Below are 17,071 nucleotides of genomic sequence, written 5' to 3'. Positions count from 1 at the left end.
GAAAATAAAAGGTTGTTTTTATGTTTTCAGATATAGAATCTGAAATTTATATAATTTTACTTGCTTCTGTTGCTATTATAGCAGTTTTGAATCCTTTTGGAAATCTTCCTCAATTTCTTGCAATGACTGAGGGCTTAGATGCTGATACAAGAAAAAAACTTTTTAGAAATATCATTTATACTGCATTTTGTATTGTTTTAGTTTTTTTACTTTCTGGACCATTTATCATGAAATATTTATTTAAAATAGATATTAATGATTTACGAGTTGCGGGCGGTTTGATTTTAATCATTATGAGTACTAAAAACTTACTTTTTACTCCATCAAGTTCTCAATTTCAACATTATCAAGGATTAAGTCATAAAGAATTATTGAAAAAAAGTATAGTACCAATGGCATTTCCTATGCTAGTAGGTCCTGGAACACTTTCTACTATAGTGGTTATTTCAGAAGATCAAAATTTAGCTATAGCTATAGCTTCTGTATTGCTTACCTTTGCTTTTATTTTTGTTTTATTTCACTTTTCAGCTACTATTGAAAAAGTCATAGGAAAACTTGTGCTTTATGTTTTTTCGCGCATTGCTTTAGTTTTTATTATGGCTATGGGAGTAAAAATGATAGCTATTGGAGTTCAAACTTACATTCAATCTAATTTAGGATAAACAAAAAAACTTTTTTGTAAAAACACTTCTTCATTTACTGCTTTATTGTCATTTAATAACACGCTAATATTTACCGCTATAATGCTTTTTACATTAGCATCATTTGCTATCAATTTATATCCTTTACACTCACCCAAAGGATAGGCATAATCAATTCGTATTTTTATATTATTATATTCAAAATTATATTCATTTAAGCATTCTTTACCCTCTAAATAGGCTTGATATAAAAAATATTTAGAAAGCTCTTTTATATCATGAAGTAAAATCTTTCCTTGAGTATAAAGAGTTAAATCTTTCATAATTCTTGGAGAATATGAAGAAATTTTTATAACAAATACCATAACAAAAGAGATAAATAAAATAAAAGATATTGTATAAACCATAGCAAACGATTTTTTCATAAAAACATCCACTTAGATAAACATTCATTTTGACTTTTATCGCATATTAGAACTTTTAGCGTCTTATCATCTTGCTTGAAAATAAGCTTTGAAATATTTTGAGCTAGTAAAAAAGATCGTTTGTTATGATTTAAATCATCTATTTGCATATAAATATTTTCATTTTCTAAATATACTCTAACATAAGCATATAAAATAGTATAAAATCCACTAAATTTCTCATTAATAAAATGGATTTTCTCTCTATCATTCACTAATGCTTTATAAATTTTTGAATTTTGTATATCATAAAAATACATATAATCATTAGCATATATTTTTAACTTTTTTTCACTATGCATATCTTTATAATTACTTAAAATTCCTTTAGAACTTCCATTTTCTATAAAATGTAAATTACTTTTTGGACTAAAAAAACTTTCATTGTTTTCCAAAATAATGCCACTAAAGTTTAATTTTTTTAATGATAAATCATAAAAAATATCATCATTTGCACTCATATAGCACTCAAAAGAACTACTTGTTAATGTCACTTTTAAACAAGAATGATAAATTTTTTCCATACTAAGCAAAGTTTGGTTTAAATTTAAAAATACTGTGTTGGAATTTTTAATTTTGTAACTATGATTATAAAGATGTATGGCCGGATTACTTAAGATAATAATCAATACACCCAAGATAATAAGGCTTAGTGTAAGCTCTAATAAACTAAAAGCTTTTTTCATCTATAAAAGCTTCTTTATAGGATAAATCTTTTATTTTTAAAGATTTAAGTTTAAACTCATCACTAGTGTATTCTAAAAAGTTATAAGTGTTTATATTTACTTCTTTTGCTTTATATGAAGGATTTTGCATAAATAATTCTTTTTCTTCATTAAAAAGGATTTGATTTTGCCATATAACATTTAAAGATTTATTTGCAAATATAAGATAATAAGATCCAAAAACAAAAGATAAGATTACAATACAAAAAGCAAGCTCTAGGAGACTAAAAGCTTGCTTCATTTATTTAAACTTGCATTAAAAGCTTCAAAAAAAGTACCGCGCAAAGCTCTTTTTTCTAAAGCCTCAACCCCTCTTATAGTCACCCCTGCTGGAGAACAAATTTTTTCTTTGATAATAGCAGGATGTGTATGGTTAAACAAAGCACTAAAGCTTTCAAAACTTGCACGAGTAAGCTCATAACTAAGCTCATTTTTTAAACCATTTTTAACACCTGCATTTGCTAAGCTTTCTGCTACCAAAGCCAAAAATGCAGGGGCGCAGCCACTTAAAACCATAGCCGCATCAAATTCTTTTTCATTTTGCAAACTTATGGCTTTACCAAAAGTATTTAATAACGATAAAATTTCATCTTTATATAAATCATTTTCCATCAAATACGCAGTCGCTGAGGCTTTAAATTCAGCTGCTGTATTTGGCATGATTTTTATATAATTTTGCGCATTAACACAATGAAGTTGCTCAAAAGTAGTATTTGCTAAAACTGAAATAAGCCATCTTGCCTTGCCTTTTAATTTAACAGCTACTTCTTCTAAAGCATAGGGTTTAAATGCTAAAATAACATTTTTATCTTCTAAATCAAATTCTTTATAAGATAAAACCTCTAAATTTAAGCTACTAGCTTTTTTTAAATCCCTAGCAACAATAACTACTTTATAAGTATCTTTCAAACCTTTAGCTATAGCACTTGCCATAGCACCATTTCCTAAAATATAAATTTCAGACATTATTTTGTTTGTTTAATAAAAGCCGAAATCTTTTCAGATTGAAAATAATTAGGATATTTACTTGTATCTAAAATCACTTGCACTAAAGAATTATTATCATAATTCATAACAACAGGTGCTAAAAAATTCACAGTTGACTCTTCCAATGGCTCATTAATAGCCACTATAACAAATACACCAAAATTAGTTTGTTCATTTAAAGCTAATAATTCTTGATAATAATCAGGTACTTCAAAATCATAATCAGGACGGATCATATAAGGATCAATCATCACAAAAGAAAAATCTTTACCATCAAGGCTTTTAAGTCTATAAAAAACCTCATCTATTTTGTAAAAGTTCATATTTTTGGTATCTTCAAACCCCAAAATAGGACATTTAACTTCTAAGTTCATTTTGCCTCCTAAAATCTATTGACTAAGAAATTACAACTCATAAAGCAATTTTAGTTCCAACTTTTTCAATTGTGCTAATTAAAACTTTTTGATTATAATTTTAATTTAAAAATTAACATTTTCATAAACATAAAAACACTATAATTGTAAATTATTAAATTTATAAGGTAACACCATGAAAAAACTTTTTATTTTTTCGCTTATTATCGCAGGTTTATTTTTAGGAGCATGTAGCTCAAAAAAAGCCGAAGATTTATATAATCTAAGTTCAATGGAATGGTATCAACAAATTATAAAAGATTTACAAGAAAAAAATCTCGAAGCAGCTGATAAACACTATACCTCAATGGCGGCTGAGCATATTGCTGATCCATTATTAGAACAAACTTTGCTTATATTAGCTCAAGCTCATATAAGCGAAGAAGAATACGAAATGGCAAATTTTTATCTTGATGAATACTTAAATAAATTTGGTGATTCAAAAAATGTAGCTTATATAAGATATTTAAAAATCAAAGCCAAATTTGACTCTTTTGCTGTACCAAATCGTAACCAAGCACTAATGTTAAAAACAATAGAAGAAATCAATGAATATAATCAAAACTACCCTAATGTGCAATATAATGATTTAATTGACACCATGCTTACTAAATTTAATCTTGCAGTTTTTTACCTTGATACTAGCATAGCAGAGTTATATCAGAAAAAAAACAGAGAGCAAAGCTATGAAATTTATAAGCAAAAAATAGAAAATTCCGATTTTAATAAAATCGATATGATTAAACCAGAACTTCCATGGTATAGAAAAATATTTGAAGAAGGTATAATGTAATGAAATTAGAAAATACTCAAAACTATCCGACAAAACTTCCTGTTCTTGTGGAAGATGAGCTTTTTTTATACCCTTTTATGATAACACCAATTTTTTTAAATGATATGCAAAATATCAAAGCCTTAGATACTGCTTTACAAAATGAAAGTATGATTTTTGTGGCACCATCAAAAATTGAAGGTGGGCGTGGTTTTGATGATATTTATGATTGTGGTGTTATTGGAACTATTATGAGAAAAGTTCCACTACCTGATGGTAGGATTAAAATTTTATTTCAAGGTTATGCTAAAGCTAAGATTGTTGAAAAAATTTCAGATGATCCCTTACTTGCTCTAGTTGATTTAATCCACCAAGAACCATTATGCAACACAAAAAAAGAAGCAATTATCGAAGTGGTAAGAGAAAAGGCTAAAGTTTTATCGACTGTGAGTCATTATTTTCCACCTGATCTTTTAAGAACCATAGAAGAAGATGTTGAGCCTAGTAGAATTTGTGATTTAATACTAAATTCTATCAAAATCAAAAAACAACAAGCATATGAATTTTTTATCGAAACTAATTTAGAAACCAAGCTTTTAAATTTAATTGATTATTTAGCTAAAGAAATTGAAGCAAACAAAATCCAAAAAGAAATCAAAAACAAAGTTCATTCTAAAATAGATAAAGTCAATAAAGAATATTTCCTAAAAGAACAACTCAAGCAAATTCAAAGAGAGCTTGGAAGTGACATACAAAAAGAAAGCGAAGTAGAAGAATATAATAAAAAATTAGAAAAGAAAAAAGCTTTTATGTATGAAGAAGCTTATAAAGAAATCAAAAAACAAATTCAAAAATATGAAAGAATTCATCAAGACAACTCAGAAGCCTCTATGGTGCAAACTTACATAGAAACGGTTTTAGACATACCTTTTGAACACTCTTCAAAGAAAAAGCTTAATCTAAAAGATGTGTCTTTACAGCTTAATAGCGATCATTATGCATTAGAAAAACCAAAAGAACGTATTGAAGAATACTTTGCAGTTAAAGAACTTTTAGAAAAACGCAAAATTAAAGATAGAGACGGTGCTAAAGTTATCTTGTGTTTAGTTGGGCCTCCAGGTGTTGGTAAGACTTCTTTAGCAAATTCAGTTGCAAAAGCGCTAAAAAGGGAATTAGTACGCATAGCTTTAGGTGGTTTAGAAGATGTAAATGAATTAAGAGGACATAGAAGAACCTATATAGGAGCTATGCCAGGACGCATTATACAAGGACTTATAGAGGCAAAACAAAGTAATCCTGTGGTTGTACTTGATGAGATTGACAAACTAAGTCGTAATCACAGAGGAGATCCAAGTGCAGTTTTACTTGAAATCTTAGATCCTGAGCAAAATACTAAATTTAGAGATTATTATCTAAATTTCAACATTGATTTAAGTAAAATCATTTTCATAGCTACTGCAAATGATGCTAGTTTAATCCCACCTGCTTTAAAAGATAGAATGGAATTTATAGAACTTAGTTCTTACACTCCTCAAGAAAAATTCCAAATAGCCAAAAACTATCTCATACCTGATGAAATAAAAAAACATGGATTAAAAAAAGAAGAAATTAGCTTTAATGATGAAGCTATAGAATTGATAGTCAATGAATATACCAGAGAATCAGGTGTAAGAAATTTAAGAAGAAAGATTGCGGAAGTTTGCAGAAAATGTGTTAAAAAACTTCTTTTAGAAGAAAATACTAAACACATTCAAATCAATACTGAAAATTTAAAAGATTTTTTAAGTAAGAAAGTTTTTGAGATAGAAAAACATGAAAAAGAAAATAAAATCGGTCAAGTAAATGGACTTGCATGGACTGCAGTGGGTGGAGATGTTTTAAAAATAGAAGCCATTAAGATCAAAGGCAAAGGCGAGTTAACTCTTACAGGAAGCTTGGGTGATGTGATGAAAGAATCAGCTAAAATTGCTCAAAGTCTTATTAAAAATTTAATTGATGAAGAACAAATCAAAACGCCAAAAAATCTTTCTTATAAAGAAGATGAAAGCATTTATAATCAATACAATCTTCATATTCATGTTCCAGATGGTGCAACACCAAAAGATGGACCAAGCGCAGGTATAACAATTACCACAGCCATTGCCTCTATTTTTAGCGACAAAAAAGTAAGATCTAATGTTGCAATGACAGGAGAGATTGACTTGATGGGTAATGTTTTACCAATAGGTGGCTTAAAAGAAAAATTAATTGCTGCTTATAAAGCTGATATTAAAACGGCTATTATTCCACACAAAAACTACGAAAGAGATTTAAAAGATATCCCAGAAGAAGTAATAAAAAATATGGAAATAATTGGGGTAAAAACTTTAAATGAAGTATTAAAAATAGCTCTTGTGTAAAAAACTAGAAGCTCATTAAGCTTCTAGTTTATCCATAATTAATTTACTATCTTTTTCTAACTCTCTTATGTCACTAATAATTGAATCATAATCTTCTTTTGAAATATTTTCTTTTTTAGCTATTTCTATAGCTTTATTTGCAGAGTGTTGTATTTTTTCGCTCTTAGAATCCATTTCATTTTGAGAGATTAAAGGACAGAAAATACTTTTTGCATCTTCATCTTTACATAGACTAGAGATTGGATCAAGATTTTGTAGATTTTGCTGAGAACCATTAAGAGTTAGATAAACATCTGATTTATATAAAATATGGTCTATTTTCATAGCCGATAAAGTCAAATCAGAAGCAAAATTAACAAATTCTTTTCCTAAATGAGAGCTTTTATCCTCTAATTCTCTAAATGCTTCACTAAAATCAGCGATTTTACTATTAGAAGAATTTGCAATATCAAATACCTTTTCACTATTTTCTTGTATTGAGCCAATTTCTTGATTCATTACTTGAATTGCCAAGGTAATCTCGCCAGTTGCTTTTTGTGTTTTTTCAGCAAGTTGTCTTACCTCATCTGCAACTACCGCAAAACCTCTTCCATGCTCTCCTGCACGAGCAGCCTCAATAGCCGCATTTAGCGCAAGAAGATTAGTTTGATCTGCTATATCTCTAATAACTTCCACAATTGCATTAATACTCTGAGCATTAGATGCAAAAGTATCAACAGCATTTTTACTCTCATCAGCCACTTGCATCATAGAAGAAATCGAATCTTGCAAATTGCCCACTTCTAAACCATTCTTTTGAGCAGTATCTGATATGATTTTGATATCACCAAAAACTTCTCTCATCAACTTAATAATACCATTTAAAGCAGAAGATAAGTCATTTAAATTTTCATTTTGACTATTTAAACTCAAATCCATCAATTCTCTTGATAAAGCATTTTTAAAAACAGATTTTCCTGTTTTTTCTATATCATCTAAAGCTTTATTGATAAAGTTAATATTATGAACAAAAATTCCTTTTAAACCCTCAGGAATAGCTCTTCTAAAATACTCACCCTTTTGAGAACAAGCAATAGAGGTATTAATTTCTCTCAAATAAGCTTCTAAACCATCTATAGTATTATTAAGATTATCTGCAATTTCTTTAAGTTTTTTATTGCTACATTTAATGTATACAATTCTTGAATCAAAATTACCATTTTTTAATTCTCTGCTAAGATCTAAGATTTTATCACTAAATTGATCTTCTTTTTTTAAAACAACAAAAGCAAAAGCAAACAATAAAAACAAAGCCAAAGAAAATCCAAAGGAAATAAAATCCATAAAATATATAGAATTTGCACAAGATAAAACACCCAGACCAATACCAACTAATACTATATTTTTCATCAACATCCTTTTATTTTTGAATTTGTATTATTAATTCATTGTAGCTCATCCCATAAGATTTTACTACAGCATTTAATTCTTCAAGTCCTGCTTTTATACCGCCTTCCTTTTCTTTTCTTACAAGAACTTTATAAATTTCTTCTATTGTTTTAACAGCTTCTGCTTTAGGTTTTCTTCTTACTGAATAATAATTTAAAATATTTTCATTAGCATCGCAAGAAGCAGTTACATTTGCAAAAACCCAATAATAATCATTAAATTTTGTTTTATTTTTTACAAAAGCAAAAACCTCTCTTTTCGTTTGAATATTATCCCATAGATATTTAAAGACAGTTCTTGGCATATCAGGATGACGCATAATACTATGAGGTTTATATAAAATTTCTTCAATTTTATAATCAGAGTATTTTAAAAAATCCTCATTAGCATAAATAATTTCACCTTTTAAATTAGTTTTTGATGTTATTAAAACATCTGAAGTTAGAACTTTTTCCAAAGACATAGATAATTTCCTTAAATTTAAATTAATCAGACTTATTATGCCTTTTTTTAAAAAACATTTTTTAAATATTTTTATAAAATTATTTTTGAAGCTCTAAAATTAGCTGATTATAACTCATACCATAAGAATTAACTATCTTCATAAGTTCATTCACTCCAGCTTTTATACCTCCAGTTTTTTCAGTTTCTAATAAAACCTTATAAACTTGCTCTATAACCAGTATAGCCTCTCTTTTAGGTTTTCTTCTTACTGAATAATAATTTATAATATTTCCTTGATCATCAAATGAGGCTGTAACATTAGTAAAAACCCAATAATAATCATTTTGTTTGGTTTTATTTTTTACAAAAGCAAAAATTTCTTTTCCATCTTGTATATAATCCCACAAACACTTAAAAACCGTTTTTGGCATATCAGGATGACGCACAATATTATGTGGTTTATACAAAATCTCATTCATTTTATAACCAGCATATTTTAAAAAATCATCATTAGCATAAATGATATCTCCTTTTAAATCTGTTTTAGAAGTTATCAATGTATCTGGTTCTAAAATTTTCTCTTGTGGCACTTTTACCCTTTTTTTTGGTTTTATTTAAAAAATATTATATTTAATATATCATAAAATTTCATTAAAATTAAAACCTTTATCATAAAGTATCTTTCTAACTAATTCTTGATGCTCCTTTCCTTTAGTTTCTAGAGTGATTGAAATCATCGCATCGCCATACTCAAGCTTAGTTGAAAATCTATCATAATCAATTTTAACTATATTTGCTTGAGCTTCTTTAATAGCATCACTTAAAGCACTCAAAGCACCCGGCTTATCAATCAAAGTAACATTAATAAGCATTTTTCTAAAAGCTTTAAATAAACCTTTTTCTATAATGATATTTAGCATTTGCACATCGATATTTCCACCACTTAAAATCACTCCGATTTTTTTATGGTTTTTCAAATCTATTTTTTTATGCAAAAGTGCGGCAACTGCTGATGCTCCTGCTCCTTCGACTGTAATTTTATGCTTTTCAAGTAAATACAATACTGCATTAGCTATCTCTTCATCATCAACTTGAATAAAATCATCAACACATTCAAGAATAATATCAAAATTAATTTTATTCACATCACGCACTGCTATACCATCAGCTATAGTTCTAACAGCTTTTGAATTAATCATTTTTTTGCTTTTAAAACTCTCATACATCGCAGGAGCTCCCTTAGCACTCACTCCAACGACTTTTATAGCAGGATTAATTTGCTTAGCAGCACTTGCCACTCCACTAATCAAACCTCCCCCACCAACTGGAGCTAAAATCATATCCAAATCACTTATTTCATCAAGCATTTCAAGCATTAAAGTGCCCTGCCCTGCTATAATACTTTCATTTTCAAAAGGGTGAATAAAATTTAAATGATGTTCTTTAGCATAATTTAGTGCATATGCATAAGCCTCGTCAAAATTATCCCCTTTTAAAATCACTTTTGCACCTAAATTTTTAGTCGCACTTACTTTTAATAAAGGCGTAGCTTCAGGCATAACAATCACAGCTTCTATGCCAAATTTTTTAGCACTAATTGCTACTCCTTGTGCGTGATTTCCTGCACTTGCAGCTATTACACCTGCTTGTTTTTGTTCTTTAGTTAAATTAGCTATTGTATTATAAGCTCCTCTGATTTTATAAGCACCTGTTTTTTGCAAATTTTCACATTTTAAAAAAACATCAGTTTCTAAAAACTCACTCAAAAAAGAAGAATGCACAAAAGGGGTTTTTAATACAAAATCTGCAATTTTTTGTTTTGCTTGATAAATTTTATTTAATTCAACCATGATTATCCTTTTTGTAGTTCTATTTTAATGCAACGATCTTGAACGCAATTTATACCATATTTTTTACATTTTTGCATTATTTCTTCATTGATAATGCCAAGTTGCATCCAAAAATTTTTAATCTTTTTACTCAAAAGATCTTCAAAAATTTCATTTGCAAAACTTGCTTTTCTAAACATTACAACCGTATCAACCTCAAAAGGGATTTCTTTTAAGTTTCTATAAACTCTTTCATTTAAAATAAAATCTTCTTTAGGATAGATGGGATAAATTTTATAACCTAAATCTTGTAAATATTTACTTACAAAATGAGAAGGTTTATCTTGATTAGGGCTAAGTCCTATGATGGCTATATTTTTCATAGTACTTAGTATTTTATAACTATCACACAATGCTTTTTCCTTTTTAAAGCATTGTATCTAAAATCATATTAATAAGAAGCTTTTTTTACAACCAATAAACAATACAAAATCAAAGCCATTGCAACCAATAAAGCACAAAAAGCATAAACATTAGCAAAACCTATACTTGGCTCTATAATGCCTAGCAAATAAGGACTTACTCCTATACCAAAATCTAAGGCTATAAAAAACGTAGAATTAGCCAAGCCCATTTTTTCTTTAGGTGCAAGTTTTATAGCTAAAGCTTGAGCGCTTGAAGTAGCATTAGCATAACCTAACGCACAAAAAACTCCAGCTAAAATAATCATATAAAAATTTAATGCAAAAGCAAGCAAAAGCAAACATACTATAAAACTCAAAAAGGAAAAAATCATCACAATGTTAGCACCATAATTATCAAACACTTTACCAGCAAGTGGTCTAAAAACCATAGAAAATCCAGCATATATTACAAAAAACATAGATCCAGCAAAAGCTAAATTTAAACTTTGGGTATAAGCACTCATATAAGCTATAATAGCACCAAAAGGACATGCGAGTAAAAAAGTCACTAAGGCTAAATTTAAAACTGATTTTTCAAAATAATTATAAATACTAAATTTTCTTTTTGTATGATGATGTTTTTTAAATCTTCTTACTTTTAAAAAAATAGATAAAACTAATGCAAAGACAATACTCAAACAAGCTATTAAAAAACTAAGCCAAAATTGATTGATAGAGTCAAGTTTTATAGCCAAAAAAGGCCCTAAGGCTGAAGTTAAAACAACGCTTGTAGCATAATATCCTATACCAACTCCTCTTTTATTGCTAGGTATTATCCTAGCAATAGCTGCCCCACAAGCACAAGAGCAAATTCCATAACAAACCCCTGCTAAAAAGCGTATTAAAATCAAAAAATATACATTATAAAATTTCAAATACATCAAATTAATAAAAAGATAAAACAAAAGCGAAAATACTATAACCTTTTTTATATTAACATCATCGATTATAGAACCAAAATAAAGTCTAGAAAGCAAAGCACCTATAACAAAAGCTCCCATAATAAGACCTGCGGTACTAGTTTGAAGGTTTAAAACACCTAAAACATAATCTGTACTAGAAATAGTACTCATATAAAAAACAAGACAAATAGCAAAATTTATCCCAAAAATACAGAAAAAATTTACATTAAATAAATTATATTTTTTACTTAATCCCATGAAAAACCTTTTAAATTTTCTCATTGATATAATCAAGTAATTTTAAAAGTCTTTCTTGATCTTTTACATCTAAGATATCTAAAACATTTCTTTCATATTTTCTTATATGAGCATTTGCATCTAAAAAAATTTCCTTACCTTTAGCGCTTAAAGTAATGATTTTTTCTCTTTTATCATCTGCTTTTAAAAACTCTATATATTCAAGTTTTGCTAATTTAGAAACAACTCTAGAAAGTATAGCTTTATCCATCTGATAAAACTCACATATTGGAGCTAAAGTACTATAGCCATGCTGATTTAAATATACAAAAACCCTCCAATCACTTGATTTTAGTCCAAAGGGTTTTAAAATTTCATTGACTTTATAGAGTATTTTTCTATTTGTATAAGTAATTTTTTGAAATAAAATAAGAAATCCTTTATAAAAATTAATTGATTAAATCAACTATTTTTATAATAACAAAGCTTGTATAAATTCTAACTTATACTAAGCTTTTATTCTTAAATGCACCCCACATTCAAGATGAGGAGTATTGGCAAATTGATCAAAAAAGGCTAAATTTAAAATTTCATGACTTTGACATAAGATTTCAAGATTTTCTTTTAAAGTGATAGGATTGCACGAAATATAAATGATATTTTCATAATTTTTAATAAGTTCAATCACACTTAGATCAAGCCCTGCTCTTGGAGGATCAACCAAGACATGAGATATTTTAAAGCTATCTAAATCTATGCCTTTTAAGCGGTTAAATTCTCTTTCTTTTTTCAAAGCTTGACTTAACTCTTCACTAGAAAGCCTTGTAAAAGTTATATTTTCAATAGAATTTAAAACGCAATTTTTTAAAGCAAATTCGATATTTTTTTTAGAAATTTCAGTTGCTAAAACTTTGTTAAAATTTCTTGCTAAAGCTATGGTAAAATTTCCATAACCACAGTAAAGCTCTAATAAATCTTGCTTAAAATCACTTCCAATACAAGATATAACCCATTCAATCATCTTTTCATTGATAAAAGTATTAGGCTGGATAAAACAATCATTATTAAACTCATATAAAAATTCATTTGTATTGATTTTTAAAGCTTGTCTTAAATTCTCCCCATTAAATATAAGTTTTTTACCCCTGCTTCTTGCTATGAGTTTGAGATTTAATTTTTCTGCTAATTCTTGTAAATCTTGTGCAATTAGCTCTATATTTTTATGGAAAAGTAAAGTTATACTTAAATCTAATTTTGTAGCTAAAAACTCTACTCCAAAAAGCTTTTGTTTTAAATTTTCATTTAGATTGTTTAATAAAATAGGCATATGTTTTTGAATTTTTTCATCTGCTATATCAAATTTTTCAATAGGAATTTTTTTCTTATTTTCAAACATTGCATAAGAAATTTCCCCATTTTCATGATGATATATAGAAAATTCTGCCCTAGTTCTATAAGCTTTTAAAGGTGATTCAAAGCACTGAATTTCTCCATCATATAAAGAAGAAAACAATGCTTTATTTAAAGCAATTTTTTCTTCAAAATGCATTTACGCATCTACCTTTTTGCCAACTACAAAAAGTAAAGCTATCATAGCTAAGATTCCAAAAACAAGCCCTAGCCATACATTAAGTCCTAGTGCTACTGGTAAATAACCACAAAGAATACTAATAGTACAAACACTCAAAGCATAAGGCATTTGCGTGCTAACATGAGCTAAAAGATCGCACTTACTTCCCATAGATGAAAGTATCGTAGTATCAGAAATTGGCGAGCAATGATCTCCAAAAATAGCTCCTGTTAAAACCCCTGAAATATTAATAATCATATATTGGTGCAACTCTGCTCCGCTTAATTCATTATGAACCCCAACAGCCATAGCTAAAGGAATAGCTAAAGGCATTAAAATACCCATAGTCCCATAACTAGTTCCTGTTGAAAAAGAAATAATAGAAGCAAAAATAAAAATTGCTGTAGGAAGCAAGTAAATAGGTGTTTTATCTGAAAATAAATCAATTAAATATTTAGAAGTTCCTAAATCCTTAATCACAGAAGCTAACGACCATGCACAAAGTAAAATAATCACAGTCATAATCATAGTTCTCCAACCATGAGTCCAAACCGCAATAGCTTCTTTTAAAGTAAATATTTTTCTATACATTCCTAAAATAATAGCTACTATGGTAGCTAAAAGTGCTGCTTGAAACAATACTACAGAAGCATCAGCTGCACCAAAAGTTTCTCTAAAGGCAAATAAACTAAGCGGTGCTGCATCAATTTGTGCTTTAATACTCGCATCATCTAGGGCATTATAACCACTAAAATAAAAACCTATAAATGAAAATACAATCAAAACAGCTAAAGGTATAATGGCATTAGAAGCTTGTAATTTCACATGCTCTTTTGGCTCTAAAACCTTATCTTCTATATTATCAATTTGCTCATGACCATGCGAAAATTTACCCGCTCTAGCTCTAAGCTCAGCTTTTAACATAGGTCCAAATTCTCTACCTGTATAAATAGTTAAAACAACAAAAATCAGCATAAAAAGATTATAAAATCTATAAGGTAAGGTTTGTACAAAGATTTCAAAAGCATTGATTTCTTCTTTTACTATACCTAAATGCGCAAAAGTTGCATTATCGATTAAATCATATCCGCTACGAATTAAAGAAATTTCAAGTCCTATCCAAGTAGAAATGATAGCAAGACCAGTAATTGGCGCTGCAGTTGCATCCATGATAAAAGCAAGTTTTTCACGACTTACTCTAAATTTATCTGTCACTGGACGCATGATAGGACCTACGATTAATGAATTAGCATAATCATCAAAGAAAATAAAAATCCCCATACACCAAGTAGCAAATTGTGAGCTTTTTGCCTGCTTAGCTTTAGTAGAAAGCCAAACCGCAACTGCTTTTGTACCACCTGTTTTAGTAATAAGAGCTACAACCCCGCCTATAGTTAAAACTTGTAATAAAATTCCTGCATTACCCGGACTTGCCATAGCATTTACCACTTTAGAAATAAAGCCTGTAAAAGAAGCAATAATAGCATGATAAATGCTATTTTCAATAAGTCCTAGCATAAAAGTACCACTTAATGCGCCAATAAACAACGAAAGCACCACATCTTTAGTAATAAAAGCTAAAATAATAGCTATCACCGGTGGTAAAAGCGTCCAAACTCCAAAAAGTTCTGCATTTGCTTGTGCATCAGCAAATAACAATAAAGGAGCTAATAATAAATAAAAAATTTTCATATTTTTCCTTAAGTTTTTATATTTTCTCGCTAAAAGTTCCTGCCCATGTTTGAGTCACAGGCATAAGTTCAATTTCGTTAATATTAATATGCTCAGGCAAGCTAATAATAAAAGTAATAATTTTTGCTATATCTTCAGCTTTAATATATTTAGTATTTTCATAAACCTCATCGGCTTTTTTAATATCACCTTTAAATCTAACTTCACTAAATTCAGTCTTACAAAGTCCTGGAGCAATATTTGTTACCTTTATATTACTTCCGCGCAAATCCGTTCTTAGGGCTTTAGAAAATTGTGCCACAAAAGCCTTAGTTCCACAATAAACATTACCTCCATAATAAGGCACATTTGCCGCAATTGAACCAAGATTAATCACATGAGCATTTTTTGCCTTTCTAAGTAAAGGTAAAGTAGCTCTTGCTATGTATAAAAAGCCTTTGATATTAGTATCTACCATGGCTTCAATATCTTCAATGTCCAAAGAATCAAACTCATTTAAACCCAAAGCAAGACCTGCATTATTAACAAGCAAAGAAATATTTTGCAAATCTTGAGGTAAATTTTCAATTGCTGTAAAAACTGCTTGTTTATTTCTAACATCAAGCACGATAGGATAAATTTTATCCCCATAAAGCTCTTGTAGTTTTTCCAATCTTTCTTTGCGTCTTGCTATGGCTATAACCTTATAATCAAGCTCTATCAAAGCTTTTAAACTTTCTAATCCAAAACCTGAACTTACCCCTGTTATTAAAGCAATTTTCATGGTTGCGCCTCTTCATATAACATCAAATTTTCATTTTCTTTTAAACCAAGTTTTTTTAAAAATTTAATATTTTCATCTTTTTTTGCAATGATGGCAAAATCAAGAGCATTAAATCCTAAATCATCTATTTCTTTATAATTAGCTTTATAATCTATAAGTAGTTTAAGCATTTTTACATCAGCATAATTTGCTCCATGCATAAAGATATTTTTAGAAGTATGCTCAAGTGCACATAAGGTGATAAAATATGGCGTATTACTTCCCATACTAGCAATAGAAAGTTTTTCATTATCATTAATGTATTTTTGATTTACATTTGCACCATTTTCAAGCAAAAGCTTGGCAACTTTATAGTTGTTATATTCAACAGCATAAAACAAAGGTGTTTTTCCAAAAGAATTTTTATAATCAACCACCGCTTCATTTTCAAGCAAAAGCTTAACATTTTCTGCATTATCTAGTGCAAAAAATAAAGCAGATTCATAACCTTCATTTATTTTTACACCCAATTTGATAAATTCTCTTATAATCTCACTTTCTCTATTATTTAACAAAGCTGATTTAAAACCATTGTTTAATTCTAAATTACTAATTTTTTTAGTATAAATATACTCTTTAATCTGCTCTAAAGAATTATTTCTATTAGCTACAAATTTTTCAAAATCTGAAATATCTTTAAAAATTTTAGTCTCGCCAACTGCCCAATTTAAAAATTCATTCAAAGCATTACTAGCAAAATAAATTGCACTTGCTTTATCTAAATTAAATTCCTTTTGAAAATATCTTGTTAAAGGATTAATCGCATTATTATATTCTTTCCAAAATTCCTTGAAAAGTTTAAAATTTCCAATGCTTTGATAAGCCCAAAATCTAAAATACGCTTTTAATTTTGCAAATTTTTCTTCAAGTATTATAGGATCTTGTAAAGTCTTTTGATAGCCTTGTGGATCAAGTGCAATTTCTAATAATTTAAAATCAAATTTTCTCAAATCACTAAAATATTCTCCACCCATGCAAGCACTATTGCTTCCTCTAATTTCATTAGCAAGCTCATATAATCTTTTTGTGATTTGATGGTTTTTTAAAGAAAAAGCACAATTTAAATCCACTTGAGCAAAATCTTGTGTATTTTTTGGCTCAAATTCTTTGAAAAAATTAGTCTTATTTTCCTTAACATACTCACAACTATAATCCAAAGCTAAAGCATTTAAACTTATAATCAAACTAAATAATAAAATCTTCAAATATTTTCCTTGAATATAAATTAAATCACTATTTTAACTAAATTTTTGCTTTAATAACAATTAATTAATTTAAAATTCATACAATGCTTGCTTTTAA

The 17,071-nt window shown here is 28.3% G+C and carries 19 protein-coding genes; 3 read left to right on the top strand and 16 right to left on the bottom strand.

Annotated elements, in window-relative coordinates:
* Positions 1–20: 20 nt before the first annotated feature.
* Entirely contained in the window at positions 21–662 is a 642-nt protein-coding gene (locus tag CAMP18497_RS02600; protein ID WP_263674570.1) for a MarC family protein, read from the top strand.
* Here CAMP18497_RS02600 and CAMP18497_RS02595 read toward each other — a convergent pair.
* Genes CAMP18497_RS02595 through fliW form a run of 5 tightly spaced genes read right to left on the bottom strand, consistent with a single transcriptional unit; the run spans position 644 to position 3,191 of the window.
* Complete coding sequence (locus CAMP18497_RS02595; RefSeq protein ID WP_337212381.1) at positions 644–1,066, bottom strand: hypothetical protein; 423 nt, start codon at positions 1,064–1,066, stop codon at positions 644–646. The two genes, CAMP18497_RS02600 and CAMP18497_RS02595, sit on opposite strands and share 19 nt — an antisense overlap.
* On the bottom strand, positions 1,063–1,791 hold the full coding sequence (locus tag CAMP18497_RS02590; RefSeq protein ID WP_337212380.1) for a hypothetical protein: 729 nt from the start codon (positions 1,789–1,791) through the stop codon (positions 1,063–1,065). The genes CAMP18497_RS02595 and CAMP18497_RS02590 overlap by 4 nt, the downstream gene beginning before the upstream one ends.
* On the bottom strand, positions 1,775–2,071 hold the full coding sequence (locus CAMP18497_RS02585) for a hypothetical protein (protein ID WP_214114776.1): 297 nt from the start codon (positions 2,069–2,071) through the stop codon (positions 1,775–1,777). Before CAMP18497_RS02585 ends, CAMP18497_RS02590 begins: the two co-directional genes overlap by 17 nt.
* The gene (locus CAMP18497_RS02580) at positions 2,068–2,796 is read right to left on the bottom strand and encodes a pyrroline-5-carboxylate reductase (RefSeq protein WP_337212379.1); all 729 of its coding nucleotides are present in this window, start codon (positions 2,794–2,796) and stop codon (positions 2,068–2,070) included. The genes CAMP18497_RS02585 and CAMP18497_RS02580 overlap by 4 nt, the downstream gene beginning before the upstream one ends.
* Positions 2,796–3,191, bottom strand: coding sequence for a flagellar assembly protein FliW (gene fliW, locus CAMP18497_RS02575; RefSeq protein ID WP_012661666.1), 396 nt, complete (start codon positions 3,189–3,191; stop codon positions 2,796–2,798). Before fliW ends, CAMP18497_RS02580 begins: the two co-directional genes overlap by 1 nt.
* A gap of 175 nt (positions 3,192–3,366) precedes the next feature.
* On the opposite strand from fliW, the gene CAMP18497_RS02570 reads away from it, so the two are divergent.
* Positions 3,367–4,023 (top strand): outer membrane protein assembly factor BamD, encoded by a 657-nt coding sequence (locus CAMP18497_RS02570; protein ID WP_258108478.1) that lies wholly within the window; start codon positions 3,367–3,369, stop codon positions 4,021–4,023.
* Positions 4,023–6,401 (top strand): endopeptidase La, encoded by a 2,379-nt coding sequence (gene lon, locus CAMP18497_RS02565; protein WP_337212378.1) that lies wholly within the window; start codon positions 4,023–4,025, stop codon positions 6,399–6,401. Before CAMP18497_RS02570 ends, lon begins: the two co-directional genes overlap by 1 nt.
* Positions 6,402–6,416: 15 nt before the next feature.
* On the opposite strand, the gene CAMP18497_RS08320 is transcribed toward lon, so the two are convergent.
* The 11 genes from CAMP18497_RS08320 to CAMP18497_RS02510 all read right to left on the bottom strand — a co-directional run bounded on the left by CAMP18497_RS08320 (position 6,417) and on the right by CAMP18497_RS02510 (position 16,974).
* Positions 6,417–7,151 carry a methyl-accepting chemotaxis protein gene (locus tag CAMP18497_RS08320; protein WP_412175265.1) on the bottom strand — a complete coding sequence of 245 codons (735 nt, stop codon included), beginning with the start codon at positions 7,149–7,151 and terminating at the stop codon, positions 6,417–6,419.
* Between the two features lie 649 nt (positions 7,152–7,800).
* Positions 7,801–8,292: a PAS domain-containing protein gene (locus CAMP18497_RS02555; RefSeq protein WP_263677285.1), complete on the bottom strand. Its 492-nt coding sequence runs from the start codon at positions 8,290–8,292 to the stop codon at positions 7,801–7,803.
* Between the two features lie 79 nt (positions 8,293–8,371).
* Positions 8,372–8,863: a PAS domain-containing protein gene (locus tag CAMP18497_RS02550; protein ID WP_263677284.1), complete on the bottom strand. Its 492-nt coding sequence runs from the start codon at positions 8,861–8,863 to the stop codon at positions 8,372–8,374.
* Positions 8,864–8,911: 48 nt separating this feature from the next.
* Positions 8,912–10,123 (bottom strand): threonine ammonia-lyase, encoded by a 1,212-nt coding sequence (ilvA, locus tag CAMP18497_RS02545; protein ID WP_337212377.1) that lies wholly within the window; start codon positions 10,121–10,123, stop codon positions 8,912–8,914.
* Positions 10,124–10,125: 2 nt separating this feature from the next.
* Complete coding sequence (locus CAMP18497_RS02540; RefSeq protein WP_052243414.1) at positions 10,126–10,485, bottom strand: CoA-binding protein; 360 nt, start codon at positions 10,483–10,485, stop codon at positions 10,126–10,128.
* Between the two features lie 68 nt (positions 10,486–10,553).
* Positions 10,554–11,726, bottom strand: coding sequence for an MFS transporter (locus CAMP18497_RS02535; protein ID WP_263677282.1), 1,173 nt, complete (start codon positions 11,724–11,726; stop codon positions 10,554–10,556).
* 10 nt (positions 11,727–11,736) lie between these two features.
* Positions 11,737–12,078, bottom strand: a complete 342-nt coding sequence (locus tag CAMP18497_RS02530; protein WP_263677298.1) for a MarR family winged helix-turn-helix transcriptional regulator — start codon at positions 12,076–12,078, stop codon at positions 11,737–11,739.
* A gap of 135 nt (positions 12,079–12,213) precedes the next feature.
* On the bottom strand, positions 12,214–13,254 hold the full coding sequence (gene trmA / locus CAMP18497_RS02525) for a tRNA (uridine(54)-C5)-methyltransferase TrmA (RefSeq protein WP_263674577.1): 1,041 nt from the start codon (positions 13,252–13,254) through the stop codon (positions 12,214–12,216).
* Positions 13,255–14,967, bottom strand: a complete 1,713-nt coding sequence (locus CAMP18497_RS02520) for a Na+/H+ antiporter NhaC family protein (protein WP_337212376.1) — start codon at positions 14,965–14,967, stop codon at positions 13,255–13,257.
* 16 nt (positions 14,968–14,983) lie between these two features.
* Positions 14,984–15,730, bottom strand: a complete 747-nt coding sequence (locus CAMP18497_RS02515; protein WP_263736412.1) for an SDR family NAD(P)-dependent oxidoreductase — start codon at positions 15,728–15,730, stop codon at positions 14,984–14,986.
* Positions 15,727–16,974 carry an ankyrin repeat domain-containing protein gene (locus CAMP18497_RS02510; protein WP_337212375.1) on the bottom strand — a complete coding sequence of 416 codons (1,248 nt, stop codon included), beginning with the start codon at positions 16,972–16,974 and terminating at the stop codon, positions 15,727–15,729. Before CAMP18497_RS02510 ends, CAMP18497_RS02515 begins: the two co-directional genes overlap by 4 nt.
* Between the last annotated feature and the right edge of the window lie 97 nt (positions 16,975–17,071).

The organism is Campylobacter sp. W0066.1, assembly GCF_024723635.1.
GTDB classification, from domain to species: Bacteria; Campylobacterota; Campylobacteria; order Campylobacterales; family Campylobacteraceae; genus Campylobacter_D; species Campylobacter_D lari_C.
Note: the sequence above shows the minus strand (reverse complement) of the source record. Positions and strands in the feature narration are given on the sequence as shown.

Excerpts from the sequence above, each read along its gene's own strand:
- CAMP18497_RS02600 (WP_263674570.1), top strand. The coding sequence starts at position 21 with ATGTTTTCAGATATAGAATCTGAAATTTATATAATTTTACTTGCTTCT.
- CAMP18497_RS02595 (WP_337212381.1), bottom strand. The coding sequence starts at position 1,066 with ATGAAAAAATCGTTTGCTATGGTTTATACAATATCTTTTATTTTATTT.
- CAMP18497_RS02590 (WP_337212380.1), bottom strand. The coding sequence starts at position 1,791 with ATGAAAAAAGCTTTTAGTTTATTAGAGCTTACACTAAGCCTTATTATC.
- CAMP18497_RS02585 (WP_214114776.1), bottom strand. The coding sequence starts at position 2,071 with ATGAAGCAAGCTTTTAGTCTCCTAGAGCTTGCTTTTTGTATTGTAATC.
- CAMP18497_RS02580 (WP_337212379.1), bottom strand. The coding sequence starts at position 2,796 with ATGTCTGAAATTTATATTTTAGGAAATGGTGCTATGGCAAGTGCTATA.
- fliW (WP_012661666.1), bottom strand. The coding sequence starts at position 3,191 with ATGAACTTAGAAGTTAAATGTCCTATTTTGGGGTTTGAAGATACCAAA.
- CAMP18497_RS02570 (WP_258108478.1), top strand. The coding sequence starts at position 3,367 with ATGAAAAAACTTTTTATTTTTTCGCTTATTATCGCAGGTTTATTTTTA.
- lon (WP_337212378.1), top strand. The coding sequence starts at position 4,023 with ATGAAATTAGAAAATACTCAAAACTATCCGACAAAACTTCCTGTTCTT.
- CAMP18497_RS08320 (WP_412175265.1), bottom strand. The coding sequence starts at position 7,151 with ATGATGCAAGTGGCTGATGAGAGTAAAAATGCTGTTGATACTTTTGCA.
- CAMP18497_RS02555 (WP_263677285.1), bottom strand. The coding sequence starts at position 8,292 with ATGTCTTTGGAAAAAGTTCTAACTTCAGATGTTTTAATAACATCAAAA.
- ilvA (WP_337212377.1), bottom strand. The coding sequence starts at position 10,123 with ATGGTTGAATTAAATAAAATTTATCAAGCAAAACAAAAAATTGCAGAT.
- CAMP18497_RS02540 (WP_052243414.1), bottom strand. The coding sequence starts at position 10,485 with ATGAAAAATATAGCCATCATAGGACTTAGCCCTAATCAAGATAAACCT.
- CAMP18497_RS02535 (WP_263677282.1), bottom strand. The coding sequence starts at position 11,726 with ATGGGATTAAGTAAAAAATATAATTTATTTAATGTAAATTTTTTCTGT.
- trmA (WP_263674577.1), bottom strand. The coding sequence starts at position 13,254 with ATGCATTTTGAAGAAAAAATTGCTTTAAATAAAGCATTGTTTTCTTCT.
- CAMP18497_RS02520 (WP_337212376.1), bottom strand. The coding sequence starts at position 14,967 with ATGAAAATTTTTTATTTATTATTAGCTCCTTTATTGTTATTTGCTGAT.
- CAMP18497_RS02515 (WP_263736412.1), bottom strand. The coding sequence starts at position 15,730 with ATGAAAATTGCTTTAATAACAGGGGTAAGTTCAGGTTTTGGATTAGAA.